Source organism: Rhodococcus sp. IEGM 1372, assembly GCF_030056835.1.
Taxonomy (GTDB): domain Bacteria; phylum Actinomycetota; class Actinomycetes; order Mycobacteriales; family Mycobacteriaceae; genus Rhodococcoides.
Genome location: NZ_JASHKS010000008.1, coordinates 81,132 through 106,695 on the forward strand (window position 1 = coordinate 81,132; position 25,564 = coordinate 106,695).

Annotated in this window: 28 protein-coding genes; 11 read left to right on the forward strand and 17 right to left on the reverse strand. The window is 65.3% G+C overall.

Features of this window, described 5'->3' with window-relative positions; translation table 11 throughout:
- Positions 1–7 precede the first annotated feature (7 nt).
- From QM590_RS10515 to QM590_RS10535, 5 genes are read right to left on the reverse strand one after another with little or no spacing between them, the layout of a single operon-like run.
- Positions 8–613 carry a response regulator transcription factor gene (locus QM590_RS10515; RefSeq protein ID WP_269594822.1) on the reverse strand — a complete coding sequence of 202 codons (606 nt, stop codon included), beginning with the start codon at positions 611–613 and terminating at the stop codon, positions 8–10.
- On the reverse strand, positions 610–1,740 hold the full coding sequence (locus QM590_RS10520; RefSeq protein WP_269594823.1) for a sensor histidine kinase: 1,131 nt from the start codon (positions 1,738–1,740) through the stop codon (positions 610–612). Before QM590_RS10520 ends, QM590_RS10515 begins: the two co-directional genes overlap by 4 nt.
- Positions 1,741–1,778: 38 nt before the next feature.
- The gene (locus tag QM590_RS10525; RefSeq protein ID WP_269594824.1) at positions 1,779–2,552 is read right to left on the reverse strand and encodes an ABC transporter permease; all 774 of its coding nucleotides are present in this window, start codon (positions 2,550–2,552) and stop codon (positions 1,779–1,781) included.
- A complete protein-coding gene (locus QM590_RS10530; protein WP_269594825.1) occupies positions 2,549–3,484 on the reverse strand; it encodes an ABC transporter ATP-binding protein in 936 nt (311 codons plus the stop codon). The genes QM590_RS10525 and QM590_RS10530 overlap by 4 nt, the downstream gene beginning before the upstream one ends.
- The gene (locus QM590_RS10535; protein WP_176460371.1) at positions 3,481–3,708 is read right to left on the reverse strand and encodes a hypothetical protein; all 228 of its coding nucleotides are present in this window, start codon (positions 3,706–3,708) and stop codon (positions 3,481–3,483) included. Before QM590_RS10535 ends, QM590_RS10530 begins: the two co-directional genes overlap by 4 nt.
- Positions 3,709–3,852: 144 nt before the next feature.
- Here QM590_RS10535 and QM590_RS10540 point away from each other — a divergent pair, with 144 nt between their 5' ends.
- Entirely contained in the window at positions 3,853–5,160 is a 1,308-nt protein-coding gene (locus QM590_RS10540) for an MFS transporter (RefSeq protein WP_269594826.1), read from the forward strand.
- 2 nt (positions 5,161–5,162) lie between these two features.
- On the opposite strand, the gene QM590_RS10545 is transcribed toward QM590_RS10540, so the two are convergent.
- A complete protein-coding gene (locus QM590_RS10545) occupies positions 5,163–6,362 on the reverse strand; it encodes a GNAT family N-acetyltransferase (RefSeq protein WP_269594827.1) in 1,200 nt (399 codons plus the stop codon).
- Between the two features lie 116 nt (positions 6,363–6,478).
- On the opposite strand from QM590_RS10545, the gene QM590_RS10550 reads away from it, so the two are divergent.
- Both QM590_RS10550 and QM590_RS10555 read left to right on the forward strand, forming a co-directional pair.
- Positions 6,479–7,282, forward strand: a complete 804-nt coding sequence (locus QM590_RS10550) for a TrmH family RNA methyltransferase (RefSeq protein ID WP_269594828.1) — start codon at positions 6,479–6,481, stop codon at positions 7,280–7,282.
- A complete protein-coding gene (locus QM590_RS10555; RefSeq protein WP_068047820.1) occupies positions 7,279–7,548 on the forward strand; it encodes a DUF2537 domain-containing protein in 270 nt (89 codons plus the stop codon). The genes QM590_RS10550 and QM590_RS10555 overlap by 4 nt, the downstream gene beginning before the upstream one ends.
- A gap of 115 nt (positions 7,549–7,663) precedes the next feature.
- Here QM590_RS10555 and QM590_RS10560 read toward each other — a convergent pair whose 3' ends face one another.
- From QM590_RS10560 to QM590_RS10580, 5 genes are all read right to left on the reverse strand, one after another.
- Positions 7,664–8,425: a DUF6928 family protein gene (locus QM590_RS10560; RefSeq protein ID WP_269594865.1), complete on the reverse strand. Its 762-nt coding sequence runs from the start codon at positions 8,423–8,425 to the stop codon at positions 7,664–7,666.
- Positions 8,426–8,517: 92 nt separating this feature from the next.
- Positions 8,518–9,417, reverse strand: a complete 900-nt coding sequence (gene sepH / locus QM590_RS10565) for a septation protein SepH (RefSeq protein WP_269594829.1) — start codon at positions 9,415–9,417, stop codon at positions 8,518–8,520.
- A gap of 112 nt (positions 9,418–9,529) precedes the next feature.
- The gene (locus QM590_RS10570) at positions 9,530–10,201 is read right to left on the reverse strand and encodes a rhomboid-like protein (RefSeq protein ID WP_269594830.1); all 672 of its coding nucleotides are present in this window, start codon (positions 10,199–10,201) and stop codon (positions 9,530–9,532) included.
- A 126-nt stretch (positions 10,202–10,327) separates the two neighbouring features.
- Positions 10,328–11,449: a phosphoserine transaminase gene (serC, locus tag QM590_RS10575; RefSeq protein WP_269594831.1), complete on the reverse strand. Its 1,122-nt coding sequence runs from the start codon at positions 11,447–11,449 to the stop codon at positions 10,328–10,330.
- 69 nt (positions 11,450–11,518) lie between these two features.
- The gene (locus QM590_RS10580) at positions 11,519–12,637 is read right to left on the reverse strand and encodes a citrate synthase 2 (protein ID WP_269594832.1); all 1,119 of its coding nucleotides are present in this window, start codon (positions 12,635–12,637) and stop codon (positions 11,519–11,521) included.
- Between the two features lie 135 nt (positions 12,638–12,772).
- On the opposite strand from QM590_RS10580, the gene pdxH reads away from it, so the two are divergent.
- From pdxH to QM590_RS10605, 5 genes are all read left to right on the forward strand, one after another.
- Positions 12,773–13,390: a pyridoxamine 5'-phosphate oxidase gene (gene pdxH, locus QM590_RS10585; RefSeq protein ID WP_269594866.1), complete on the forward strand. Its 618-nt coding sequence runs from the start codon at positions 12,773–12,775 to the stop codon at positions 13,388–13,390.
- Positions 13,387–14,679, forward strand: coding sequence for an MFS transporter (locus tag QM590_RS10590; protein WP_269594833.1), 1,293 nt, complete (start codon positions 13,387–13,389; stop codon positions 14,677–14,679). Before pdxH ends, QM590_RS10590 begins: the two co-directional genes overlap by 4 nt.
- Complete coding sequence (locus QM590_RS10595) at positions 14,663–15,592, forward strand: aldose 1-epimerase family protein (RefSeq protein ID WP_269594834.1); 930 nt, start codon at positions 14,663–14,665, stop codon at positions 15,590–15,592. The genes QM590_RS10590 and QM590_RS10595 overlap by 17 nt, the downstream gene beginning before the upstream one ends.
- Positions 15,589–16,527 carry a carbohydrate kinase family protein gene (locus QM590_RS10600; RefSeq protein ID WP_068047796.1) on the forward strand — a complete coding sequence of 313 codons (939 nt, stop codon included), beginning with the start codon at positions 15,589–15,591 and terminating at the stop codon, positions 16,525–16,527. The genes QM590_RS10595 and QM590_RS10600 overlap by 4 nt, the downstream gene beginning before the upstream one ends.
- 70 nt (positions 16,528–16,597) lie before the next feature.
- Positions 16,598–17,896: a citrate synthase gene (locus tag QM590_RS10605; protein WP_269594835.1), complete on the forward strand. Its 1,299-nt coding sequence runs from the start codon at positions 16,598–16,600 to the stop codon at positions 17,894–17,896.
- Positions 17,897–18,076: 180 nt separating this feature from the next.
- Here the strand turns inward: QM590_RS10605 and QM590_RS10610 are convergent, their stop codons facing one another.
- Entirely contained in the window at positions 18,077–18,877 is an 801-nt protein-coding gene (locus tag QM590_RS10610; RefSeq protein ID WP_269594836.1) for a carbon-nitrogen hydrolase family protein, read from the reverse strand.
- Positions 18,878–18,923: 46 nt separating this feature from the next.
- Here QM590_RS10610 and QM590_RS10615 point away from each other — a divergent pair, with 46 nt between their 5' ends.
- Complete coding sequence (locus tag QM590_RS10615) at positions 18,924–19,565, forward strand: GntR family transcriptional regulator (RefSeq protein ID WP_068047784.1); 642 nt, start codon at positions 18,924–18,926, stop codon at positions 19,563–19,565.
- On the opposite strand, the gene QM590_RS10620 is transcribed toward QM590_RS10615, so the two are convergent.
- On the reverse strand, positions 19,537–20,886 hold the full coding sequence (locus QM590_RS10620; protein ID WP_269594837.1) for an MFS transporter: 1,350 nt from the start codon (positions 20,884–20,886) through the stop codon (positions 19,537–19,539). The genes QM590_RS10615 and QM590_RS10620 overlap by 29 nt on opposite strands.
- Before the next feature lie 130 nt (positions 20,887–21,016).
- Between QM590_RS10620 and QM590_RS10625 the strand changes: the two genes are divergently transcribed.
- Both QM590_RS10625 and QM590_RS10630 read left to right on the forward strand, forming a co-directional pair.
- On the forward strand, positions 21,017–21,691 hold the full coding sequence (locus tag QM590_RS10625) for a DUF2848 domain-containing protein (protein ID WP_269594838.1): 675 nt from the start codon (positions 21,017–21,019) through the stop codon (positions 21,689–21,691).
- A gap of 85 nt (positions 21,692–21,776) precedes the next feature.
- A complete protein-coding gene (locus tag QM590_RS10630; protein WP_032377394.1) occupies positions 21,777–22,136 on the forward strand; it encodes an FKBP-type peptidyl-prolyl cis-trans isomerase in 360 nt (119 codons plus the stop codon).
- Here the strand turns inward: QM590_RS10630 and QM590_RS10635 are convergent.
- The 4 genes from QM590_RS10635 to QM590_RS10650 form a co-directional block, all read right to left on the reverse strand.
- Positions 22,129–23,166, reverse strand: coding sequence for an isopenicillin N synthase family dioxygenase (locus QM590_RS10635; protein ID WP_269594839.1), 1,038 nt, complete (start codon positions 23,164–23,166; stop codon positions 22,129–22,131). The genes QM590_RS10630 and QM590_RS10635 overlap by 8 nt on opposite strands.
- Before the next feature lie 62 nt (positions 23,167–23,228).
- Positions 23,229–24,530: a sensor histidine kinase gene (locus QM590_RS10640; RefSeq protein ID WP_269594840.1), complete on the reverse strand. Its 1,302-nt coding sequence runs from the start codon at positions 24,528–24,530 to the stop codon at positions 23,229–23,231.
- Positions 24,527–25,255: a response regulator transcription factor gene (locus QM590_RS10645; protein WP_188078535.1), complete on the reverse strand. Its 729-nt coding sequence runs from the start codon at positions 25,253–25,255 to the stop codon at positions 24,527–24,529. The genes QM590_RS10640 and QM590_RS10645 overlap by 4 nt, the downstream gene beginning before the upstream one ends.
- A 10-nt stretch (positions 25,256–25,265) precedes the next feature.
- Positions 25,266–25,472: a hypothetical protein gene (locus tag QM590_RS10650; protein ID WP_068047758.1), complete on the reverse strand. Its 207-nt coding sequence runs from the start codon at positions 25,470–25,472 to the stop codon at positions 25,266–25,268.
- Between the last annotated feature and the right edge of the window lie 92 nt (positions 25,473–25,564).

Consider the following 25,564-nt stretch of genomic DNA (forward strand, 5'->3'; position numbering starts at 1 on the left):
GGGTGAGTCAGATCCAGCCGTGGCGTCGAGCGAGAGCGCAGGCCTCGTGCCGGTTCGCTGCCCCCAGTTTCGCCGCGGCAGCTGACAGGTAGTTGCGGGTGGTGCCGGGCGAAAGATGGGCCCGCCGTGCGATCTCCGCGATCGACGCGCCGTCCGCGGCGAACTCGAGCACATCGGCCTCGCGCGGTGTGAGTGGCGAGTCTCCGGCTCCGATGGCTTCCGCGGCCAGCGTGGGGTCGACGTAGCGACCGCCGCCGTGCACGGTGCGCACCACCTCGGCCAGGGTGGCAGCCGAGGTGGTCTTTGGGAGGAACCCGCGCACGCCCGCTTCGAGCGCCTTCTTGAGGTAGCCCGGCCGACCGTGGCTGGTGACGATGATCGACGCGCACGCGGGCAGCGTCTCGGCGATCTTCTGGGCTGTCTCGATGCCGTCGATTCCGCCCATCTGCAGGTCCAGCACGGCCACATCGGGGGCGAGAGAGGCCGCGACGGTCAACGCCTTCTCGCCGGAGTCGGCCTGCCCGACGATCTCGATGTCGTCCTCCAGGTCGAGCATGGTCGCAAGCGCCGAACGAATGAGATTCTCGTCGTCGGCCAGCAGAACTCGAATCATGATGTCGTCCTTGGGTTCTCGATCGGTAGCGCCGCGGTGAGGGTGAATCCCTCGGAGGTCTTCTCCGTGTTCAGCGCTCCTCCGACTGCGACCAATCGTTCGCGCAACCCGCTCAGGCCGGTGCCGTCGTCGCGGCCGGATGATGGACTGGGGTGGTCATTGGTCAGCCGAATGCTGTTGTCGATCAGCTCGATTCGGCAATAAGTGGCGGTGGAGTGGCGCAGGATGTTCGTCACTCCCTCACGGACCACCCAGGCGGCCGCCTCGGCCGCGCGCTCGGACAGAACCGAGGTCTCACCGACCAGTTCGGTGGAAATACCCGCGGCCGACAGCAGGGACCGAGCCCCGTCGAGTTCCGACGCCACATCGACCGATCGGTAGCCGCGAACCAGCTTTCGCGCGTCGGCCATGGATTCCTGGGCCAGGATGCGAACCTCGTCCATCTGGCCCGCCGCTCGATCGTCACCCCGGCGAGCCAGCGTTGCGGCGAGTTCGCTCTTGACCGCTATTGCGGAGAGTGCGCGTCCGACGACGTCGTGCAGATCTCGCGAGAATCGCAGACGCTCCTCGGCAACCGAGAGTGCGGCAGCGGCGGCGCGGGTGGCGTCGAGTTCGGTGACGATGCGCAGCAGCCATGCCGACAGTTGCACCGTGAAGGCCATGAAGGCGATGAAGATGCCGAGGATCACGGTGTCCACCGCCGGGGTTCCCAGAGCCGCCGCGAGCAGAGCAGCGGCCACAGCCGCCGCCAGGGACCAACGCAACGGAATCAGGGTCGCGACCGCTGTGGTGACGAGTACGGCGGCCCAGATCGCGTTGCTCGTGGTCCCTCCCGCTACCAGCACCACGGCGGCGACCGCCACGATTGCCAACGGGATTCGTGGGTCGGCCGTCGACTCGCCGCCGAGTGCGGGGGTGCGCTGCACAACCACGAAAGTGGCGGCGGCACACACTGCTGCTGCCGCCATCGACCGATAGTCGTCGTACTGCAGAGATGTCAGCATCGCACCGACGGCGACACCGACGGAGATGAGCAGGAACGACTGGCGGGTGTAGACGCGCACCTTGTCCACTGCACTGCTGTCGTTCCAGCCGTGCAGTGGATTGAGGTACTGGTGCAACTTCATGATCTCCAGCCTTGCAGACGGTCGACGAATGATGCGATCTAGGACCGCGGTTCCCAACGGAAGTGAGTGCGGGCGATCAGGAGGCTGCCGACGATCCAGGCAAGCATCACCAGCAGCGGCATTCCGGCTTCGGTGAAGGTGGCAGCGAAGCCGATGGACTCGTCGCCGGGCGTGGTGGTACCGAACCAGCCCAGGTTCAACAGGTCCGAGACCGCGGCCATCGGGGTCAGCTCTATCACCCTGCCGAACGAGTCCGGGAGGGCGTCACGAAGCAGTGAGGAGCCGGCCATGGCGACCAGGATCACCGGCAAGCTGGTGATCTGAGCCGCCTCCGCATTGCGGGTGAACGCCGAGGTGATCAGGGCCAGGGCGGCGAACAGCGCAGCACCGCCGAACAGAGCGACCACGACCAGTAGCGCGTTGGTGGGAACGGGTCCGCCGAAGGCCAGCACCACTGCTCCGACGATCAGTCCGAGGACGACGGTCAGTATCAGCGAGGGGATGGCCGGTCCGAGCAGGATCTGCACATCCGAACTCTCTCCGGTGCGAAGTCGTTTGAGTACCAACTCGTCTCGGCGCGTGGCGTAGACCGAGAGCATGTTGTAGTAGACCATGAACACCAGCAGGAACAGCGCGAAGATCTCCAGTGCGGCTCCGACGCCTGCGTCGGTCAATCCGTCGTCGCTGCGGCTTCCCACGATCAGCAGGGCGATGGGGAAGATCAACGGCATGACGATCGCGTTGAACAGCAGTACTCGGTTGCGTCCGAGCAGGGTGAACTCTGCTCGTGACAGTGCGGTCATCGTGCTCATGCGCTCATCACCTTCTGGTCTGTGAAGTCTGGATTGTCGAATTCGTCTGCGATGGAGAGGAATACGGTCTCGAGTGATGCCGCTCGGGCGTCGAGTCCGTGCAGGGTCACCCCGTTGGTGCGGGCCCACACCAGCAAGTCGGTGAGCGTGTCCTGTACCGAGGACGTCCGGATCGAGACGGTGTCTCCCGAGACGTCCATGTCGGTACCCGGCAGTGACGGCAACGCCGTGCCCGGGGCCTTCAGTTCGATCCTCGCCGGATGGTCGGCGACCACCTCGTCGACCGTTCCGCTGCGAACGACTGCGCCGCGGTGCATGATCGCCAGCCGGTCACACAGCGACTCGGCCTCGTCCAGGTAGTGCGTCGTCAGCATGATCGTCACGCCGGAGTTCTTCAGCTCCTGGATCAGATGCCATGTGTTGCGGCGACTTTCGGGATCGAGTCCGGTGGTCGGTTCGTCCAGGAACAGCACTCGTGGGCGGCTGATGATGGCGCACGCCAGATCCAGCCTGCGCTGCTCTCCGCCGGAGAGAAACTTGACCCGGGTATCGGCGCGGTCGGCCAGGTCGACGCGCCCCAGCACCTCGTCCGTCGGCAGCGGATTGCTGCAGGTGCCCGCCCACATGCGCAGGCTCTCCGCGGTGGTCAGATCCTGGGGCAGTCCGCCCTTCTGCAGCATGATGCCCAGCGACGGTCGGACCTTGCGGCGGTCGGACACCGGATCCATTCCCAGAATCCGCACCGTGCCCTCGCTCGGTCGTGAAAGTCCCTGAATCACTTCGAGAGTGGACGTCTTGCCGGCACCGTTGGTACCCAGTAGGCCGAACAGTTCGCCCTCTGCGACCTTCAGATCGAGCGCCTTCACGGCCTCGAAAGCGTTCTTGCCCGAACCGTAGCGGCGAGTCATGCCATTGACTTCGATGATGGTCATGATTGCTTCTCCCAGTGGCGGAGTCCGATGACGAACCGCACGCCCATGAAGGCGACGATGACGCCGAGTGCGACGAACGCCGGAAGCGACGTACCGACGATTGCGAACAGCACCGCGACGATCGCGATGCTGATGACGATGACGACGATCTCACGTGCCATCGTCGGAGCCGGCCCGAGCTCCATCAGATCGGTGAACAGGTTTCCTTCGTCTGGTTGCTTCATGACTACGAGTCTGCTGGGCCGGGATCACCGAAAACAGTGCAGCGCATCATCATCTGCAGTGACACCGTCACGGTCCGGCCATGACAAAAGTCATGTGCTTCTCGACAGCGCCCGGTATGCCGGGAGTTCGGGTATTTTCAGCACGTGAATCGCACCGAGCCGGTGAGCCCCGACCGTCGTACGCAGGTACGCGTCATTCTGGCGGGTTCGGTACCGAACCTGGTGCAGTGGTTCAACCTGTATCTCTACGCGACGTTCGCGCCGTACTTTCGGACCGAGTTCTTCGATCCGGCTTCGACCAATTCACTCGTGTACGTCTACGGACTCTTCGCATTGACCTTCGTCGTGCGCCCGCTCGGTTCGTGGCTGTTCGGCAGGCTCGCGGACGTGCGAGGCCGACAGTTCGCGCTCGTCGCTGCGGTCACGCTGATGTCGGCCGGGTCGGTCGCTCTGGCACTGACTCCCACCGTCCACGTGATCGGGGCCTGGGCTGCGGTGATCCTCGCGGTCGTGAGCATCGTGCAGGGCATCGCAACCGGCGGCGAGTACGCGGCGGCGACGGTGCTGCTCTCCGAATCGGGCACACGAGGGCATCGCGGGTTCTTCGCCTCCTTCCAGGCCGCGACGATCGTCGGCGGCCTCGTGCTCGCGCAGGCATGTCTGCTCGTACTCCTCGCGAGCACGGACCGCGCGGCGATCTCCGAATGGGGCTTTCGCCTCGCCTTCGCCGCGGGAGGCGCGGCGGGCCTCGCCTCGTTGTGGTGGGCTCGTGGACTCGATCGTGCGCCTCGTGAACCGGGAGCACCGCGCGCGGACCGAGACGCCACGATGAGGGCGCTGTTCCGCGATCGCTGGCGTCCGCTCGTCTGGGTGCTCTTGTTGACCGCAGGCGGGAGTGCCGCGTTCTACACCTACACCGTCACAGTGCCCTCTGTCGTTCGCGAGACGTTCTTCGCTGCGGACGGTGCCAGAGGAGAGCTCGTTGCGACCGGTCTCGTGTTCGCCGCTTTCGTGGTGTTGATGGTGCTGCAGCCGGTCGGCGGCGCACTGAGCGACCGCATCGGAAGAAAGCCGCTCCTCGTCGTATTCGGGGCACTGGGGATACCGGCGACCGGAGTGCTGGTGCTGGCCACCACGAAAGTGACATCACCGCCGGCGATCTTCGTCATCCTGGTGTGCGCGTTTTTCGTCCTCACGTGCTACCTGTCGGTGAACGGCATCGCCAAGGCCGAAGTGTTCCCCGCGCACATTCGTGCGCTGGGCGTCGGCTTCGGTTACGCCGTGGCGAACTCCCTCTTCGGAGGTACGGCACCGCTGATCTATCACGCCACCAGCGGTGGCGGCAGTGTCGAGTTCATCGCCTACGTGACGGTGCTGCTTTCGGTGACCCTGGGCGCGGCGCTCTGGATGCGCGGCGGCTCGGCCACCGCACTCGATGCGCCGAACAGGTAGGTCTAGAAACCCCAACCCATGACGGCCGGGCGCGCGGTTCCGAACGTCAGGTCCAATGCGTGCAGTGACGCGTCGTTGCGTGCGGTGAGGCGGTTGGCCGCGGCGAACAAGCGGGCTCGATGGGTGCCGAAGTAGATGCTCGCGAGCACGTCGATGTCGAGTTCGATGTCCGGTTCGGATTCCACCCGGGTGCAGGTGGCCCGGCCGTCGGTCACGGTGAGCGAATAGGTACCGCCCGCATCGAGGAAGGGATCTCGCACAGCGATGATCAACGAGGTGTCGAGAGCGTAGGTGCGTGCCTCGAGCGCTGCCTCGACGTGCATGATGCGGCCCCACAGTGCGTCGTGGTGTCCGGTGACCTTCGGCAGTCGGTTGTTGGTCAGCAGAAACGGCAGGGCTTCGTCTCGTGACTGTTGCACCTCGATGGTGTCGACCAGGTCGACACCGACGAGGATCTGCCACAGCGCGGCGTAGGCGGCATCGGTCACCGCGATGAATTCCTGTACCACCACCCGGCTCGGGTTGCGTCCGCGTCGGTAGGCGACGTAACCGTCGGGATGGACGATGAAGAACAGGGCCGTCAGTCCGCCGCGTCGGTTCTCTCGGTCGGCGAAGAACCGCTCCCAGCGGATCGGCGGCTTGGGCTGCGCGCCTGCGGTCTGCTGCTGCCAGCGGTGGTAGATGTCGGGGAGCAGTTCGGCGGCCTCGGCCGATTCGATCAGCCGCACACCGGTCGCCAGGGGAGCATCCTTGCGGAACTGCGCGAATCGACGGTCGATCGAGACGCTGATCTCCTCGGTTATCGGCCCGTAGCCGAAGCGTCCGTAGATCGTCGCCTCGCTGGCCGTGAGCAGGGACAGCGGTGCGCCTGCGTCGTTCAGAGCGCGGTGCTGCTGGGTGAACATCGATCGCAGGATGCCGCGTCGACGATGCGTCGGCGCAACCGACACCCAGGAGACTCCGGACGCCTCGACCTGCGCACCACCGGGAACGGTGACCGACATCGGGAAATGCATGGCCACACCCACCGGGGTCTCGCCGTCCCACGCCAGGTACACGTGCTCGGACTGGGTCAGGATCTGCGTCTCGGCCAGGTCCTCGGCGTTCTGGTGCTCGCCGAATGCGTGGGCGTCGAGCAGCGCGACGGCATCCCAGTCGTCGTCGGTGGCGGTGCGGATGGTGATCGATTCGTCGGTAGTCATCGCTCTTTACTTTTCCATACAGGAGTGGAGCCCGCGGAACGACCCGAAAAAACTGCCATACAGAGGGAAGCCTTCGCCGACGGACTGCGAGAAATGCCGGGTGACAAGATGAGCGGGTGGTTCATGTAATCGATGTCGACGACCCCTCCGACCCCCGGCTGGACGATTTTCGCGATCTCAACTCGTCGGATCGGCGGCCCGACCTGCCCGAGGGCAAGGGATTGGTGATCGCCGAGGGTGTGTTGGTTGCGCAGCGACTGCTGACCTCGCGCTTCCCGATGATCAGCCTGCTGGGCGTGGATCGACGGCTCGACGCGTTGCGCGACGATCTGGCGGATTCGGACGTCCCGTTCTATCGGACGTCCGCGGAGGTGATGGCCGAGGTCGTCGGGTTCCATCTCAATCGTGGTGTGCTGGCGGCGGCGAACAGGCCGCCTGCCCTCGATCTCGACGAGGTGTTGGCCGACGCGAAGACGGTGGCGATTCTCGAGGGCGTCAACGATCACGAGAATCTCGGGTCGATGTTCCGTAACGCGGCCGGCCTCGGCGTGGATGCCGTGCTGTTCGGGGCCGCGTGCGCGGATCCGCTCTATCGACGGTCGGTGCGGGTATCGATGGGGCATGTGCTGCGGGTGCCGTTCGCCAAGGTGCCCGAGTGGCCGCGCGGCCTCGATCGCGTTCGCGCGCATGGCTTTCAGCTGATCTCGCTCACGCCCAATCCCACGGCGGTGTCGCTGGGCACGGCGATGACGGGGGAGAAGGTCGCGTTGCTGCTCGGTGCCGAGGGCCCGGGTCTGACCGAACATGCCATGCGCGCCACGGACATTCGCGCGCGCATTCCGATGGCTCCCGGCACCGACTCACTCAATGTTGCGACGGCCGCTGCGATGGGGTTCTACGAACGTGTGCGCCTGACGTGACCGACCACGACCCGGACGTCCGATGGACCGGAATCCCGATCGCCGTGATCTCGGCGGCGCTCGTCGGGGTGGCACTGACGACCTTCGGTCTGGAGCTCGCCAGAATTCACCCGCTCCTCGCGATCGGTCTGAACATCATCGTCGTCGCGGGTGCAGCACCGACGGTCATGCGATGGCTCGCGATACCGGTGTGGCGCTGGGCCGTGTACGGAGCCGGTATCGGTTCCATGTTGAGTTTCGTGGCACTGGCGGCGCTGGCGTTCTGACCGTCGGTCTTCACAGTCGGTCTCCGACAGCGGGCACAGTTGCGCACTACCGGCGACATTCGGCGGAATCCCGTCGATCAGCGGTGGTTGCGTGCAACGGTGCCCACCCGAGCCACTATTTGCGCGAGAACCAACGCTTCTTCGGTCGCGGTGCCTGCTCGTCGGGGGCGTCGGGCATCGGTTCCTGTGCGCCACGGCCGTTGAAGCTTCGGTTCTGCTGGTTCGGTGGCGGTGGTTCTTGACCCGGGACGTACATCGTGAAGCCGCAGACCGGCAGCGTATTCGGATCGAACTCGTCCGCGTGTGGTGCGCCGGTGTAGCGGAATCCGAGCCACTCGGCGTTGGCTGCCTCGGCGAATTCCTGAGGGTGGAACGGCAGCGACTGCGGATCCGGCATCACTCCGGGCGGATAGATCAGCGGATGTTCACCGGCCCAGAACGATCGCTCCCACACCAGTGGCAGGCCTGCGTCCTCGTAGATGTACACCGGAGTGGCACTGAAGGATCGGCGGAATTCACCGCGTTCCCAGTACGCGAACGCACCCCAGGCGTGTTGGGGATCCGAGGCGACGAGGTAGGTGTGCTCGGACGCCAGCGGGCGAGTGAAGGATTCGGGAAGCGTCGACGGTGTGGGCACCGCGAGATTGGATCCGCAGACCACGGTGACGCCGGGGTAGCAACCGATGAAGACGTGATCGTCGTCCACGCCTGCCGAGGTCGATATCGGGCCCTGTCCGAGGGGCACTGCCGTCAGGTGGGGGTACAGACGTCCGACGAGTGCGGTCGCAGCGTTCCGGTCCGAGGTGGTGGCCTCTCGGAGTACAGAAATGGGATCCGGTGCGTCCACGTACCAGATGGTTGATGCTTTGGCCCCCACTGCCGGCACCTCTCTCTCCGTTACTTCCTGGGAAGCCTACGGTGTGAGCGTCGGCGGTTCGTCACCGCGCGGCACATCGGTCACAGCAGAACTCAGTTGTGACCGCTGCTGCGAACGCCGAGCAGGACGTCCTCCCACGACGGCATGGCCGGCTTGCCGCGCTTGTCCTTGCCGCTGGTGTGACCGGCTGCAGGCTTGGGTGCGGGCCTGGGCTCCCTGGTCACCGTCTCGCGTGGCTGTTCGGGCTCGGGAGTGGGCGCATCGTCCACCTCGACCTCGATGGTCTCGGCGTCGATCTCGCTGTCGGCGGTGGTGCCGTAGTACTCGTCGAAGCTCTGCTGCGAGGTCTCGTCGTCGGAGTCCTCGGCGGACGTCAGTGCGCGCACCGGTGCCAGACCGCGCAGTTGGCGTCCGAAGTCCGGATCGATCAGCTCGTGAGCAGTGTCGTCGAGCGGGCTGATGGTGCCGCCGTGGCCGTCGGGCAGGAACTGCCAGTGCGCCTTGTTGGTGGTGCGGCCCGCCTGCCACTTCAGCTGCGCGACCCACTTGTTGTCCTCGTCGCGCCAGGCGTCCCACGCCGCGTCGTCGAGATTGTGGCCGCGAGCGCGGAAAGCGAGGGTGACGATCTCGAGCAGGGTCTGCACGGCCGGGCCGTCGTGGCGCAGCGGATGACCGGCCTGAGCCATCGACGCGGCCTGCGAGCGTTCGAGCAACACCGGGTGAGCGAACACCTCGACGCGACTGATGGCCATTCCGGAGTCGGCGGCAACCTGTTCGATGGTCGCTCCGCTGCGGATACGGGCCTGAATTTCCTTGGGCCGAAGCAAGCTGTCCATTTCGATCTCAATCTGTCCTAGTCGAGCGATGTCGCCGCGTGAGGCCGCGCGGAGCTTGTCGTCGGCTGGAAGCCGGAATCTGTCGCCGGTCTTGGGATCTGCGCACACGACGAACTTTCCGTCGGCCTCGAGACCCACCACACGTAAGTCCCGCACCTTGACCTCCTCATCGCGCCGGCTCGCGATACCGTCGAATTCGAGCCTAGTTCACCTGCCGTATTCGGCGGGTGTCCGACACGCATCGCTTCTGCCGACGATCGTTTCCCTATCAGAGGGTAGACAGCTGCGGGCTCGGCTGCACCCATTCGGTCGATGTTCCGTCAATTGTCCTGTGGGACAACGTCGATGCATCGACGCGACGGTACAGTGCGCCCAGGCCGAAGCCGATGCTCAGGGCAATCGCGTGCCCGACGGCAGTGAAGGTCGGGTCCGATACCCCACTGATCGTGACGACGCCGATCCACAGTGCGGCCCAGCCCGCACACCACGGCATCGGCAGGTACCTGATCCACGATCCGGCCACCGCTGCTGCTGCGTAGCTGACACCGACGTCGACGGCCATCGCCAGTGAGTCCGCGAGCCAGTCGTTGTGAATGCCGATGAGCAGGCCGACGGCCACCAGTGCCGTCGCACCGATGTGTCCCGCGCTGAAGGTGACGAGAAAGCGTCGCCAACCGGAGATCCATTCGGCGACGGCGAACAGCAGTGCAACCGCGGCCAACCACAACCAGTTCACCCGTCCTTCGGTGAGAAAGACGCTCGTGACGAGGGTTGCGAGGTGGCCGTCGCCCAGATTGTGCAGATTGGTGCTCGCCGCGTGCAGCACGTGCCAGCGATCGTGCGGTCCGATCCGACCCAGTGCGACGGTGCCCGCCACCGCAAGAGCGATGTACAGCAGGGTCACGCGAATGCGCAGCGCGAATGTCAGGAGCCTGTACACACGAGCGCTCCCTCCGAGGTCGTTACGCTTGCTTACTTGATAGCAAGTGTAGGCCGCGAAGGGAGCGCCGTAGTTGTGAGCTTGCTGGGAATGGTCGTTCCGCAGGCTCCACTCCTGCCCTGCTGATCAGCTCAGAGTCGACACGACCCAGTCGATGCTCTTGGTCAGTGCGATGATGTCGTCCGGCTCGATGGCCGGGAACATGCCGACGCGCAGCTGGTTGCGGCCGAGCTTGCGGTACGGCTCGGTGTCGACGACGCCGTTGGCGCGCAGGATCTTCGCAACCTGGGCTGCGTCGACCTTCTCGTCGAAGTCGATGGTGCCGACGACCTGGCTGCGGTGATCCGGGTTCGTCACGAACGGCGTTGCGAATTCGCTCTTCTCGGCCCAGTCGTACAGACGTGAGGACGAATCGGCGGTGCGCTTGGTGGCCCAATCGAGGCCGCCCTGCGCGTTGAGCCACTCGATCTGGTCCGCGAACATCAGCAGGGTCGCCACGGCCGGGGTGTTGTACGTCTGGTTCTTGCTGCTGTTGTCGACGGCGATCGGCAGCGACAGGAAGTCCGGGACCCATCGATCCGTGGCAGCGATCTCGCTGACGCGCTCGAGTGCGGCCGGGCTCATCAGCGCCACCCACAGGCCACCGTCGGCGGCGAAGCACTTCTGCGGCGCGAAGTAGTAGACGTCCGAGTCGGCGACGTTCACCGGCAGACCGCCGGCACCGGAGGTGGCGTCGATCGCGATGAGGGCGTTCTCGGAGCCGGCCGGACGGCTGACCGGGATGGCCACGCCCGTCGAGGTCTCGTTGTGCGCCCAACCGATGAGGTCGACGGACGGGTCGGAGGTGGGCTCGGGCGCGCTGCCCGGCTCGGCCTTGACGACGATGGGATCACCGATGAACGGATTGTTCTTGGCCACCGACGCGAACTTCGAGCTGAACTCGCCGTTGGTCAGGTGCAGCGACTTCTCGCGAATGAGGCCGAAGGCAGCAGCGTCCCAGAACGCGGTGGTGCCACCGTTGCCGAGGACGACCTCGTAGCCCTCGGGCAGTGAGAACAGATCCTTCAGGCCACTGCGCACGCGTCCGACGACGTCCTTGACGGGCTTCTGACGGTGGCTGGTGCCGAACACGGAAGCGCCGACGTCGACCAGGGACTGCAGCTGCTCGGGGCGAACCTTGGACGGGCCACACCCGAAGCGTCCGTCGGCGGGCAGGAGATCGGCGGGAATGATCGGCAAATCGGCCATGGAGTAGCGCGTCCTAGCGTCGATGGAATATGGCACTCACAGGCTAGTCGGGTGCCATGACACCGTCGACTACCGGATCAGGTCCCAGCCGTCGACGGACTCGGGGCTGCGGGGTTCGGGGCCGGTGTAGAGGGCAGCCGGCCGGACGAGCTTGCCCAGGCGCTTCTGCTCCAGGATGTGCGCGCACCAGCCCGCGGTACGTCCACAGGTGAACATGGCGGGCATCATGTGCGCGGGTACCTCGGCGAAGTCGAGGATCACCGCGGCCCAGAACTCGACGTTGGTCTCGATGGCGCGGTCGGGGCGGCGCTCGCGCAGTTCGGTCAACGCTGCCTGCTCGAGCGCGGCGGCAACCTCGTAGCGCGGTGCGTTCAGCCTCTTGGCGGTGGCGCGCAGAACACGGGCTCGGGGGTCCTCGGCGCGGTAGACGCGGTGTCCGAAGCCCATGAGCTTCTCTTTGCGGTCCAGGATGCCGGTGATGAGAGCGCGTGCGTCACCGGTTCTCTCGACCTCCTCGATCATCGGCAGGACGCGAGCGGGCGCGCCGCCGTGCAGGGGCCCGGACATCGCACCGATGGCACCCGAGAGGCAGGCGGCGACGTCGGCTCCGGTGGAGGCGATGACGCGGGCAGTGAACGTCGAGGCGTTCATGCCGTGTTCGGCGGCCGAGACCCAGTATGCGTCGATGGCGGCGACGTGGGCGGGATCCGGTTCGCCCTTCCAGCGGACCATGAAGCGTTCGGTCACGGTGGCGGCCTGATCGATGCGGCTCTGCGGTACAGCGGGCTGGTAGATGCCGCGAGCGGACTGAGCGACGTAGGACAGAGCCATCACCGAGGCGCGAGCGAGATTGTCGCGGGCGGTGGAGTCGTCGATGTCGAGCAGCGGCTGATAGCCCCAGATGGGCGCCAGCATCGCCAGTCCGGCTTGGACGTCGACGCGCACGTCGCCGGTGTGGATCGGCAGAGGGAACGGTTCGGCCGGTGGAAGTCCTCGACCGAACTCGCCGTCGACGAGCAGTGCCCAGGCATCACCGAAGGTGACGTTCTGAGCGACGAGTTCTTCGATGTCGACGCCGCGATACCGCAGTGCGCCACCGTCCTTGTCGGGCTCGGCGATGTCGGAGGTGAACGCGACGACACCTTCGAGGCCGGAGACGAAATCCTCGGGAACTCGTTGAACAGCCATGGCCTGTGGACTCCCTCGTCGCAACTGCACCCGGCTCTGCGCCGCATCCGGGCGTACTTCGTCAGAACCATAGCCGGGATCTACGCGGGAGTAGCGTCTGGGCTTGTGTCTGCAGATGAACAGCGCCTGGCGAACATGCGGGTGGACTATGGAGAGCCCGAGGACCTCGACGTCGATGCTCTGGCGGACGGGTGGTGTTCGCTGGCGCAGCAGTGGTTGTCCGACGCGATAGCCGCGAATCTGCCCGAGCCCAACGCCATCGTGTTGGGGACGGTCGACGGTGCGGGTAGACCCGCCACCCGCACCGTGTTGTGCAAGGACTTCGACGCGGACGGAATGGTGTTCTACACCAACTACGACTCCGACAAGGGCCGTGCGCTCACCGCGACGCCGTATGCGTCGATCACGTTCCCGTGGATCGGAATTGCCCGTCAGCTCACCGTTCGCGGCCCGGTGGTCAGGGTCGACGCCGAGACGACCGAAACCTATTGGCGCACTCGGCCCCGCGGCTCCCAGCTGGGGGCATGGGCGTCCGAGCAGTCGCGGCCCATCGGCTCGCGGGAGGATCTGGCTGCGCGACTGGCCGAGGTCACCGCGACGTTCGACGGCATCGAGGTGCCGGTTCCGCCGAACTGGGGCGGTTTTCGCGTCGAACCGGAGACGGTCGAATTCTGGCAGGGCCGAACGAGCCGCATGCACAACCGAATTCGCCTGACGGTGGCAAGCGGTGTGATCGAGCGTCTGCAGCCGTGAGCGGATTGCGCGGCATTCTTGCCGATACGACTCCGCTGAGGACCCCCGCTTACAAGCGGCTGTGGGTGGCGAACATCGTCACCGTCATCGGGGCGCAGCTGTCCATCGTCGCTGTGCCGCAACAGGTTTTCCAGATCACGCTGAGTTCGGCCTATGTGGGTCTGACCGGTGTCTTCGCGTTGGTGCCGCTGATCGTGTTCGGTCTGTGGGGCGGAGCGCTGGCCGATGTGATGGACCGCCGCACGCTGTTGATGATCACCACCTGCGGTCTGATCGGTACCTCCGCGCTGTTCTGGTTGCAGGCGTTCCTCGACCTGAACAACGTGTGGATCATCCTGGTGCTGTTGGCCGTTCAGCAAGCCTTCTTCGCGGTGAATCAACCGACGCGCAGCGCGATCCTGCCCAGAATTCTGCCCGGCGATCAGCTGCCCGCGGCGAACTCGCTGAACATGACGGTGATGAACTTCGGTGCCATCGCGGGTCCGCTCAGTGCCGGCATCCTGATCTATTACATCGGGCTCGAGACGCTCTATCTGATCGACACCATCGCGTTGTTCGCGACACTGTGGGCGGTGATCCGGCTACCGGGAATTCCGCCGGCCACGTCAGGTCAGCGCGCCGGATTGCGTTCGGTATTCGAAGGTTTCGCGTACCTCGCCACGCAGAAGGTGCTGCTGGCATCGTTCGTCGTCGACATCATTGCCATGGTGTTCGGCATGCCCCGCGCGCTGTTCCCACAGATCGCACACGAGAGCTTCGGCGATCCGGCGTCGGGCGGGCCGGTGCTGGGCATGCTGTTCGCGGCGATGTCCGCGGGCGCGGTACTCGGCGGAGTGTTCTCCGGTTGGCTTCCTCGAGTGCGCAGGCAAGGCCTGGCGGTGCTGATCTGCATCGTCGTGTGGGGCGTGGCGATGATCGGCTTCGGTCTCGCCGTCGGCGCGGCCACCGACGGGGCCACCACCGTCGCCCTGTGGTTCGCGTTGGCGTTCCTGGCCCTCGGCGGCGGAGCCGACATGATCTCGGCGGCCTTCCGCAGCACGATGCTGCAGCAGGTCGCCACCGACGAGATGCGTGGCCGGCTACAGGGTGTCTTCATCGTCGTGGTTGCCGGAGGCCCGCGCGTCGGCGACGTCCTGCACGGCGCCGCAGCGGCGTCGGTGGGGACGGCGGCCGCCGCGGCGGGCGGCGGCGTGCTGGTCGTCATCGGTGTCTCGATCGCCGCGTTGGCTCTTCCGGCATTCATCCGATACCGAGTGGGTGCGGTGGTAAAGAATGGCACTCATGGCTGACGCACAGACCTACTCGTTGACGAGCGGTAAGTATCGGGCAGACATCGCTGCCCACGGGGCGGGCCTACGGGTTCTCGAGTACGACGGCGCACCGCTCACCGAGACCTGGGAGGCAGGCTCCAAGCCGCCGCTGTCGGCGGGGCTGGTGTTGGCCCCGTGGCCCAATCGGACGGCCGACGGAACGTTCACGTTCGAAGGCGTCGAGCATCGGATGGAGATCAGCGAGCCTTCGCGCAACAACGCCAGTCACGGTTTCGTCCGGCGGGTGGAGTGGACCCTGAACGAGCACACCGACTCTCGCGTCGAACAGAGCGTGGACGTCGGGACGCATCAGGGCTGGCCGTTCTCGGTGACGGTGACCGTGGCGCACGAGCTGTCGGCGGACGGTCTCACCGTCACCGCGTCGGCGAAGAACACCGGTGATTCACCCGCGCCGTACGGGATGGGTTTTCACACGTTCGTCAGGGTGGGAGACGTGCCGCTCGACGAGTGCACGCTCGAGCTCTCGGCCGGTACGCGGCTGCCGCTCGACTCGGTGCGCAATCTGCCCGTGGGCAATTCGGTGCCGACTGCCGATACCGAGTACGACTTCCGGCAGCCGCGGACGCTGCAGGGCGTGCAGCTCGACACCCCGTTCAGCGCGTCGCTACCCGAGGCCGACGGCCGAGCGAGCCATGTTCTTCGCGGTCCCGACGGCACCGCGACGGTGCTGTGGACCGACAGCAGCTTCGGTTGGGTGCAGGTGTTCACCGCCGATCCCGCCAACGATCAGGCCTATCCCGATCGAGGGCGGGCGCTGGCGATCGAGCCGATGACCTGCCCACCCGATGCGTTGAATTCCGAGATCGATCTGATCGTGCTGGATCCGGGGCAATCCTGGTCGGGCACCTGGGGAATGAGGTACGAGAAGTGACCATTCTGGTGTGCGGCGAGGCGTTGGTCGACCTGGTTCCGGTGCACGAGGGCCCGCTGCTCTCGCCCAAACTCGGCGGCGGACCGTTCAATGTCGCCGTCGCGATCGGTCGACTTGGTTCGCCCGTCGCGTATCTCTCGCGGATCTCCCGCGACCCGTTCGGTGAGCAGATCCTGGCGAGCCTGCGCGATGCGGGAGTGGACACCACGTGGGTGCAGCGCGGCGACGAGCCGACGACGTTGGCGATGACCACGCTCGCCGAGGACGGCAGCGCCGAGTACTCGTTCTACGCCGACGGCACAGCCGACCGCCTCGTCGCCGATCCCGGCGATCTGCCCGACGAGATCAGCGTGCTCTCGTTCGGCACACTGTCGCTGCTGTACGAGCCCGGCGCGTCGATGTACGCGGGCCTGCTGCACCGGGCCCGGGCGGCGGGCAAGCTCACGATGCTCGACCCGAACATTCGGCCCGCTGCGATCGACAGCACCAGCGGAGACATCACGGCCGACGGGTTTCGCGACCGATTCCGTTCGTGGCTGCCCAGCATCGACATTCTCAAGGTGTCCGAGGACGACTCGTTCTGGTTGGGCCTCGGAACGCAGGGGACCACCGTCGACGACTGGCTCGCGGCAGGGGTCACCGCGGTGGTCATGACCCGCGGCGGCGACGGCATCTCGGTCTTCACCGCATCCGAGGAAATCACGGTCCCCGGTGTCGCGGTCGACGTCGTGGACACGATCGGCGCTGGTGACACCGTGCACGGAGCTCTGCTCAGCTTTCTGCAGAAGGAGACCATTATCACATCGAACGCGGTGAAAGAGATGAGCAAGGAAGATTGGCGAGAAGCGCTCGAGTTCGCCGCGAAAGCAGCGGCGATCACGGTTTCTCGACCCGGTGCCGACCCTCCCTGGGCGTCCGAGGCGTCGAGAGACTAGTTTCACTATCGACGTTAGAACTGTCCGCTTCAAGTACGTGTCCGTTACACGAGTTCGAGAGGGACCATTCGTGCCCGCTGAGAATGATGCCAAAGCCACCCTCACCTATCCCGGTGGCGAATACTCCATGTCGATTGCCGAGGCCTCCGAGGGCAACAACGGCATCGAGCTGGGGAAGTTGCTGGCCACCACCGGCTACACGACGTTGGACGGCGGGTTCGTCAACACCGCGTCGACCAAGTCGGCCATCACCTACATCGACGGTGACGCAGGCATCCTGCGCTACCGCGGTTACCCGATCGAACAGCTCGCGGGCAAGTCTTCGTTCATCGAGGTCAGCTACCTGCTGATCTACGGTGAGCTGCCGTCCGAGGATCAGCTCGAGAAGTTCACCGACAAGATCCGTCGGCACACTCTGCTGCACGAGGACCTCAAGCGGTTCTTCGACGGCTTCCCGCGTAACGCGCACCCGATGCCGGTGCTGTCGAGTGCCGTCAACGCGCTGTCGGCGTACTACCAGGATTCGCTCGACCCCAACGACCCGGAGCAGGTCGAGCTCTCGACCATCCGCTTGCTGGCCAAGCTGCCGACCATCGCGGCGTACGCCTACAAGAAGTCCGTCGGTCAGCCGTTCCTGTACCCGGACAACTCCAAGAGCCTGGTCGAGAACTTCCTGCGCCTGACGTTCGGCTTCCCGGCCGAGCCGTACGAGGTCGATCCCGAGATCGTCAAGGCTCTCGACATGCTGCTCATCCTGCATGCCGATCACGAGCAGAACTGCTCGACGTCGACGGTGCGTCTCGTCGGATCCTCGCAGGCAAACCTGTTCACCTCGATCTCCGGCGGCATCAACGCGCTGTGGGGCCCGCTGCACGGCGGAGCCAACCAAGCCGTGCTCGAGATGCTGGACAAGATCAAGGCCGAGGGCGGCGACGCAACGGACTTCCTGCGTCGCGTCAAGAACAAGGAAGACGGCGTCAAGCTCATGGGCTTCGGACACCGTGTGTACAAGAACTTCGACCCGCGCGCGACGCTGGTCAAGGAGACCGCGCACACGATCCTCGGCAAGCTCGGCAACGGCGACGAACTGCTCGAAATTGCCCTCAAGCTCGAGGAGACCGCGCTGACCGACGATTACTTCGTCGAGCGCAAGCTGTACCCCAACGTGGACTTCTACACCGGCTTGATCTACCGCGCGATGGGCTTCCCGCCGCGCATGTTCACGGTGCTGTTCGCGATGGGCCGTCTCCCGGGCTGGATCGCGCACTGGCGCGAGCAGAACGAGGACACGACCGGCAAGATCGGCCGTCCGCGCCAGATCTACACCGGCTACACCGAGCGCGCCTACCAGGACGTCAGTTCCCGCTAGATCTCGCTGCACGACAACGCCGCCGACTCCCTTGGGGAGCCGGCGGCGTTGTTGTGTCCGGCTGCGCCGAGTTCGCAGTTACGTAGGTCAAATGGCCGTTTTCGGCTGCACAACTGCGAACTCGAAGTTGTGGACGAATTTCGGCCGAAAGGCATCCATAACTTCGAGTTCGCGCAACCGTCAGGCGTCGAAATACTTGCGGTTCTTCAACACCGGCAGAGTTTTGCGTACGGCGTCGACGAGTTCAGTGTGGATGTCGATCGTCAGCATGCCGGGCGTCGCGTCGAGTTGCCCGAGGATCTCGCCGGTGGGGGAGCAGACGATGCTGTGTCCCACGCCCAACGGTGCATTGCCCTCGGCGGCAGCGGGTTCGGCTTGGTCGCAGGCCGCGACGAACGTCGTCGAGTCCAGGGCACGTGCCCGCGCGAGCAGGGTCCACTGCTCCACTTTGCCGTCGCCCGATCCCCACGACGCCGGGACGACGACGACTTCCGCGCCGAGATCACCGAGTTTCTGGAACAGTGCCGGGAATCGAATGTCGTAACAGGTGGCGAAGCCGACCCGAACGCCGGCGATGTCCACCACGAGAGGGTCCGAACCCGGTGCAACTGTGTCGGATTCGGCGAATCCGAACGCATCGAACAGGTGGATCTTGTCGTAGCTCGCGTCGATACCGGGCCCGGTGACGAGCAATGTGTTCGTGACCCTTTCGTCGGCGGCGGGGGTGAACATTCCGGCGACGACGGTGATGCCCACGTCGGACGCTATGGTGCGCACCGCGTTCGCCCATTCACCGTCCAGGGGCTGCGCGAACTTTCGGATGGGTCCGCCGAAGCATCGCATCGTCGCCTCCGGAAACACGACGAGATCCGATCCCGCATGCGCTGCGGCACGGGTGTGGGTGGCGATGAGTTCGAGGTTCTCGGCGGGCTGTTGGCCGCTGGTGATCTGGGCGAGGCTGATGCGGATGGACGAGCTCACGGTGTGACTCCTGGTTTCGTCGGAGGAAGACAGGTATACATATCGTATGCAGCCGCTGTCGGGGAGGGAGAAGGCGTACCAGTACGTGCGCGATCAGGTGTTGTCCTCACCGGCCGCCACCGGCACTTTTCTGAACGAGCAGGAACTTGCGACGCAGATCGGAGTATCCCGTACCCCGGTTCGTGAAGCGTTGCTGATGTTGCAGTCCGAGGGTCTGGTCGAGATGGTGCCCAAGCGGGGCGCGCACGTGCCGGCGATGTCCGGACGCCAGATCGCCGAACTGATGGATCTGCGCGGAGTTCTCGAGCGGCACGCGGCCACCCGTGCGCTGCGAGCCGGTGACGCGCCGATCACGCAGATGCGGCACGCGTTGACGCAGCAGGAACTGCTGATGAACTCCGACGACGCAGATGCACCCAAGCAGTTCATCGACTGGGACGGCACGTTCCATCAGAGTTTGATCGATTCGGCGGGAAGCGATCTGCTCTCGCGCACGTACGCCGGACTGCGGGCTCGCCAGCTTCGGGTCGGGTTGAGCGCGTTGTTCACCGCGGCGAACCGTCAGCACCGGGTGTGCGCCGAGCACCAGGCCATCATCGACGCACTCGGTGCGGGCGACGAGGACCTGGTGCACGCGAAGATCGACGCTCACCTCGAGGTCACACTTCAGACTCTGCTGCGCGCGTAGCCTTTTCGCGCTCCTGGCCCAGCAGCACGTAGTGCTCGTCCTCGGTGGGGTCGGGGTTGCGACCGAGTGCGAGACCGACGAGTGTCACGGCACCGACGATCACGATGTATCCCGCGATCGGCACCCAGCTGTCCGTTCTGTCCAGCAGGTAGACGAAGATCAGCGGTGCCATTGCGCCACCGAACACACCGGCGATCGTGTACGCCAACGAGCTGCCGGTGGACCGCAGTGGCACGCTGAACTGTTCGGTGACGAACGCAGCCTGCGGTCCGTACATGAACGAGTGGAACGCCAGTCCCACAACGACACCCAGGATCAGCAGCGGCAGAGATCCGCCGCCGATGACGAGGAAGAAGATGGCGCTCCAGGCCACACCGCCCACAGCGGCGACGCCGTAGACGAGGCGTCGGTTGATGCGATCGGACACGGCTCCGGCGAGCGGAATCAGGCCGAGCTGGCAGGCGGAGCCGACCAGAATGGCGGTGAGTACCTCGCTGCGCTCGAAGCCCAGTTTCTGCGTGCCGTAGGTGATCGAGAAGACCGTGAACAGTGCGTAGATGACGTCGGGTGCGACGCGGGACATGATGCCTGCCACCAGTGGTCGCAGTTCGGTCTTGAACACTTCGCTGATCGGGGCTTCCGATCGATCGCCGCTTTCCTGAAGTGCCTTGAACACCGGGGTGTCCTCGAGCTTCAAGCGGATCCACAGACCGAATCCGACGAGTACGGCCGAGAAGAGGAACGCCACTCGCCATCCCCAGGACTCGAACTGCTGGTCGGTCAGTGACAGAGTCAGTATCGCGAGTGCGCCGTTGGCGAGCAGGTTGCCTGCCGGTGGTCCGATCTGCGCGGCGGACGACCAGAAGCCGCGCTTGCGTGGATCGCCGTATTCGCTGGAGAGCAGAACCGCGCCGCCCCACTCTCCGCCGACGGCAACACCCTGGCAGAACCTCATGGTGACGAGGATGATCGGGGCTGCGATGCCGATCGTGTCGTATCCGGGGATCAGGCCGATGGCGAACGTGGTGACGCCGATCAGCATCAGCGTGATGACGAGTAGTTGCTTGCGGCCGATGACATCGCCGAGGCGCCCGAAGACGAATCCACCGACCGGTCGGGCGACGTACCCGACGGCGTAGGTGGAAAAGGCCAGCAGTGTCCCGGTCAGCGGATCGCTGTCCGGGAAGAAGACCAGAGGGAACACCAGCGCCGCGGCGGCCGAGTAGACGGCGAAGTCGTACCACTCCAATGCCGTTCCGGTCAGGCTGGCCGCGAAGGCCTTGGCCAGGCCCTTTCTATCCACCGAAACAGGTTCGGTCATGACGACTCCTTCGTGTGCCTGGGATCACTCTATCCGTTGTACGTGCTCCATACTTGCTGTATACAAGACGTATGCGCAAGGCTTTCGGCGTATCGGAAACAGAAAATTTACGAGGAGAGGGTCCTTACTGATGCTCACGTTCACGCTGCCCGACGGCTCGACCGAATCGCTCGAGGTGACCGCCCTGCTCAATGCGGGATATGCCGGACGCAACCAGGACGAGGTGGCGTCGCACATCGCGGAGCTGGCCGAACTGGGTGTCCCGGCTCCGACGGTGACCCCGGCGCTGTACCCCATCTCGCCGTATCTGGCGCAGCAGACCGATTCCGTCTCTGTCCAACACGGTCGCACGTCGGGCGAGGCGGAGTGGGCTCTGGTGATCCTCGGTGACACGATCGACGACGTGCTGCTCACCGTGGCGTGCGATCACACCGACCGTGACCTGGAAGTTCACAGCGTCGCGTGGAGCAAGAACGCCGCTCCCGACGTGCTGGGCACCGGCGCGTGGCGGTTGTCCGAGGTGGCCGATCGACTCGACGAGATCACGTTGACCGCGTGGGCCGACGGCACACTCATCCAGACCGGAACGCTCGGTGATCTTCTCGCGCCGCAGTACTGGCTCGACGTGCTCACCGAACGTGGCTTGTTCTCGCGTGGAACGGTTTTGATCTCGGGCACCATCTCGATGCACCACGGGGTGAATCAGTTCTCCGACGCCTGGAAGGTCGAGATGACCGACCCCGCCACCGGCAATACTCTGACCTGCGAATACAAGACGATGTTGATGCCAGCTCCGATCGGCTGAGCGTCACGACGTATGGTCGAAGCGGTATATGCCCAGAGATAGACAGCCGGCGTCGGCGGGCCGGCATCAACCGCAGGAGACTTCAGTGACGAAGCCAGTGATCGAATTTCAGGCCGGACCGGCGCCCTTGGACCTGGTGACGGTCGACCTCGTCGAGGGTGACGGCGCAGAGGCAGTGGCCGGTGGCACCGTCGAGGTGCACTACGTCGGCGTCGAGTTCGATTCGGGAGAAGAGTTCGACTCCTCCTGGAACCGCGGCGAGTCCATCCAGTTCCCGCTGCGCGGACTGATCCAGGGCTGGCAGGACGGCATTCCCGGAATGAAGGTCGGCGGACGTCGTCAGCTCACCATTCCGCCGGAGCTCGCCTACGGTCCCGCCGGTGCAGGACACCGTCTTTCCGGCAAGACCCTCGTGTTCGTCATCGATCTGCTCGACGTCAAATAACTGCAGGGCCGCCAACGGCGTTGCGTACCCGCTCGGCTTCGCGGGTTGCCGCGGGATTGGCAGTTCCCTCTCGGGAACCCGCGAGCTTGGCGTGAATGTGCCCGGCTACCGTCACCGGTTCGTACCGGGCCAGGTCACCGGGCTCGATGCACGACGGCAGTGGCGCGATCACCGCGTCGAGGTTGCCGTCGTGGAAGAACGCGGCAGATCGCCTGCGCTGGATCGTCCCGTCGGTGATCGGCGGACGGACCCGATGCAGCGTCGACATCCAGCGATCGTTGGTCAGTCGGGCCGTCAGATCTCCCAGGTTCACCAACATGGCTCCGTCGGCGGGTTGCACGTCGTGCCACCGTCGGTCGGTTCCGAGAACCTGCAGGCCGGGCACTCGATCGGCCCACAGCACCGTCACCAATCCGTAGTCGGTGTGTTCGCTCATCCCGGTGAGCTCGGCGTCCGGCACATGCATGCCGGGTTCGAGCGCGTAGTTGTTCATCCGCAGGGTGTCGAGCGATCGACCGGTGATGTCGGAGAACGTATTCGGTGACACGCCGAGTGCGTCGGCGAACACTGTGGTCAGCGTCCGGGCCACGCGTGCTGCCTCGGCGAAATACTCGTCGACGGCGCGCTGGAACTCCGAGGAGTCGGGCCAGGTGTTCGGTTCTCCGGTGCCGACGTTGAAGGCCTCGAAGTAATCGTTCATGCCCGACGCCGATTCGACTCCCAGGCTCAGGCTCAGCGATTCGCTCTTCGGAGCGGTGTATCCCCGATTCACTTCGGGTGGGCAGATGTAGGTTCGCTTCTTCGCCAGGTCGAGTCCGAAGAACGAATCCATCGCCGACGCGAGTCCGGCCACGGTGTCCTCGGGAATGCCGTGCCCGAGAATCTGCATGAAACCGACTGTGCTGCAGGCATAGTCGACGTCCGCCGCGACGCTGCGTCGGGCAGTCCCGTCGCCTGCCGCGGTGGCGTCACCCAGAACGTACGGCGAGATGTCGATGGTGGGGACGAAGAAATCCGACAACGTGTGCATGGGTACATGATCCACGGCTCGGGTGGGCCCGCAGGTTTCTCCCGCGTAAAGACTGCCGAACTTCAGCTGTCCTGCAGCTCGAGCACCAATCGGGCACCGCCGAGCGGGCTGTCGGTGAACCAGGCCCGCCCACCGTGCAATTGGGCTTGCTGCGCCACCAATGCCAGGCCGAGCCCGGAGCCGCCCTTGGCGGCTCGGGTGCCGCGCTCGAACCGGCCGAACACCGTCTCGCGTTCCTCGACGGGAACGCCGGATCCGTTGTCGTCGAGCAGGACACGTACCGTCTCGCCCTCGCGCTCGGCGGTGATGACGATCGACGTCGCGTTGCCGTGTCGAACGGCGTTGCCGATCACGTTGTCGACTGCCAGCCGAAGACCGGTCGGCAGTGCGCGCATCGTGATCTCGGAGTCGGCGGCGTACTCCACGCGTATGTCGAGTCCCGGATGCAGTCGTTGCGCATCCTGGGCTGCGACGTCGCAGACGTCGATGATGTCGGTCTCGACTCTGTCGCCCTCACTGGACAATTCGCCCGACGCGAGTCGTTCCAGGGCGGTCAGCGTCGTCTCCACTCGACCCTGCGTCCGCTCGAGATCTCCCAGAATCTCCTGCTGCTGCGACGGCTCGAGGTCGAGAGTTCTGAGCACCTCGATGTCGGTGCGCATCGCAGTCAGTGGGGTCCGCAGCTCGTGTGCGGAGACGGCCGCGAAGTCGCGTGCGGTGTCGAGCGCGGCATTGGTGCGGTCCTGTGCTTCGTTCAGTCTGGTCAACATGCCGCCGATGGCGACCGCGAGAGCATCGGCTTCGGTGACACCGGTGCGGGTTTCGGGCGCGGTCGGTGGTTGCGCGCTGACCTGCCGGGTCAACGTCACCAACGGTTTGACGGCTCTGCCACCGAAGAGCCAGCCCAGGCCGGTGGACACTGCGATCGCGGCGAGTCCGAGCAGAATCACTTGCCGCTGCTGTTCGTCGGTGACCTGTTGCGCCTCGATGGCAGGCACGCCGATGGAAATCGAGATGGACGACACGGCGGTCGAAACGGCGGTGTAGACCCGGAAGCGTTGCCCGTCGACGTCGACGGTCTGCGACCCGGTCTCGAGCGCGGGCAGCCGTGTCGGAGTGGATGCGACGACGATGTCGCCACTGCGAATGGTGACGGCGAACGCGCCGGAGAGCTGATCGAGGAACGCCTCCAGCGTCGTCGAGGTCGGGATCAGCACCTGAGATGCCGTCGTCAGCCGCTCGTCGAGCTGGTTGACGTTGTTGCGCGAAATAGCGACCGAGGTGACCACCGAGAGTGCGGCGACAACGAGGGTGGCACCGAGGGTCGTAGCGGCGGCCACGCGGGCGCGCAGAGAGAAGCTCATGCGGCGTCCCGGACGACGAAGCCGACTCCGCGAACCGTGTGGAGGATGCGCGGCGACCCGTCGGCCTCGAGTTTGCGTCGCAGATATCCGACGAACACGTCCACGACGTTGGTGTCGGCGACGAAGTCGTAGCCCCACACCAGCTCGAGCAGTCGTTCACGCGTGAGGACGACGCCCTTGTTGCGGGCCAGAATCGCGAGCAACTCGAACTCGCGTTTGGTCAGATCGATGTCGGCTCCGCCGCGGTGGACGCGGTAGCCCGGGATGTCCACCACCAGGGTTCCGATGGCGACAGCCGTGTTCGGTGTACCCGAATCTGCAACCGGCACAACCGGACCGGTGCCGCGGCGACGCAGCATGGCACGAATCCGTGCGACCAGCTCGGCCAGCACGAACGGTTTGGTGAGGTAGTCGTCGGCACCGGATTCGAGCCCGGCGATGCGATCGTCCACCGAGCTGCGGGCACTGAGCACGCAGATCGGGATGTCGTTTCCCATGGCGCGCAATGCGGTCACCACGCTCGCGCCGTCGAGCACCGGCATGTTGATGTCGAGCACGATGGCGTCGGGCATCGATCGTGACACCACGCCGAGCGCCTCCGCGCCGTCGGATGCGGTGATGACGGTGAACCCGGACAGGCGCAGTCCGCGTTGCAGCGACGACAGCACGTCGACATCGTCGTCGACGACGAGGACGGTGGCGGGGGCACTCGACGATTCGGTCACCGTTCCAATGCTATGCAACCCAGCTGTCGACGGTGCTTCGGCGTTCTGCAGGCGTCTTGGCGAAGAACTCCTCGAGAGCACTGCGGCGGCCGGTGTCGGCATCGAGTGACCAGGCGAGTGCAGGTGCCTTGGCGTAGAGCTGCTCGTAGTACTTCTCGAAGGTGCAGGTGCTGTCCACCAGGGAAAGAGCGCCGGGGAAGGGGCGTGTGTTCGTCATGGTGTTCTCCTTTTCTCTTCTGTGTTTCCCAAGGTAGAGCCCCATGTTGCGGCCATGGTGAGCCATCGTTGGCGGTTCTCTGAGAGTTCGGC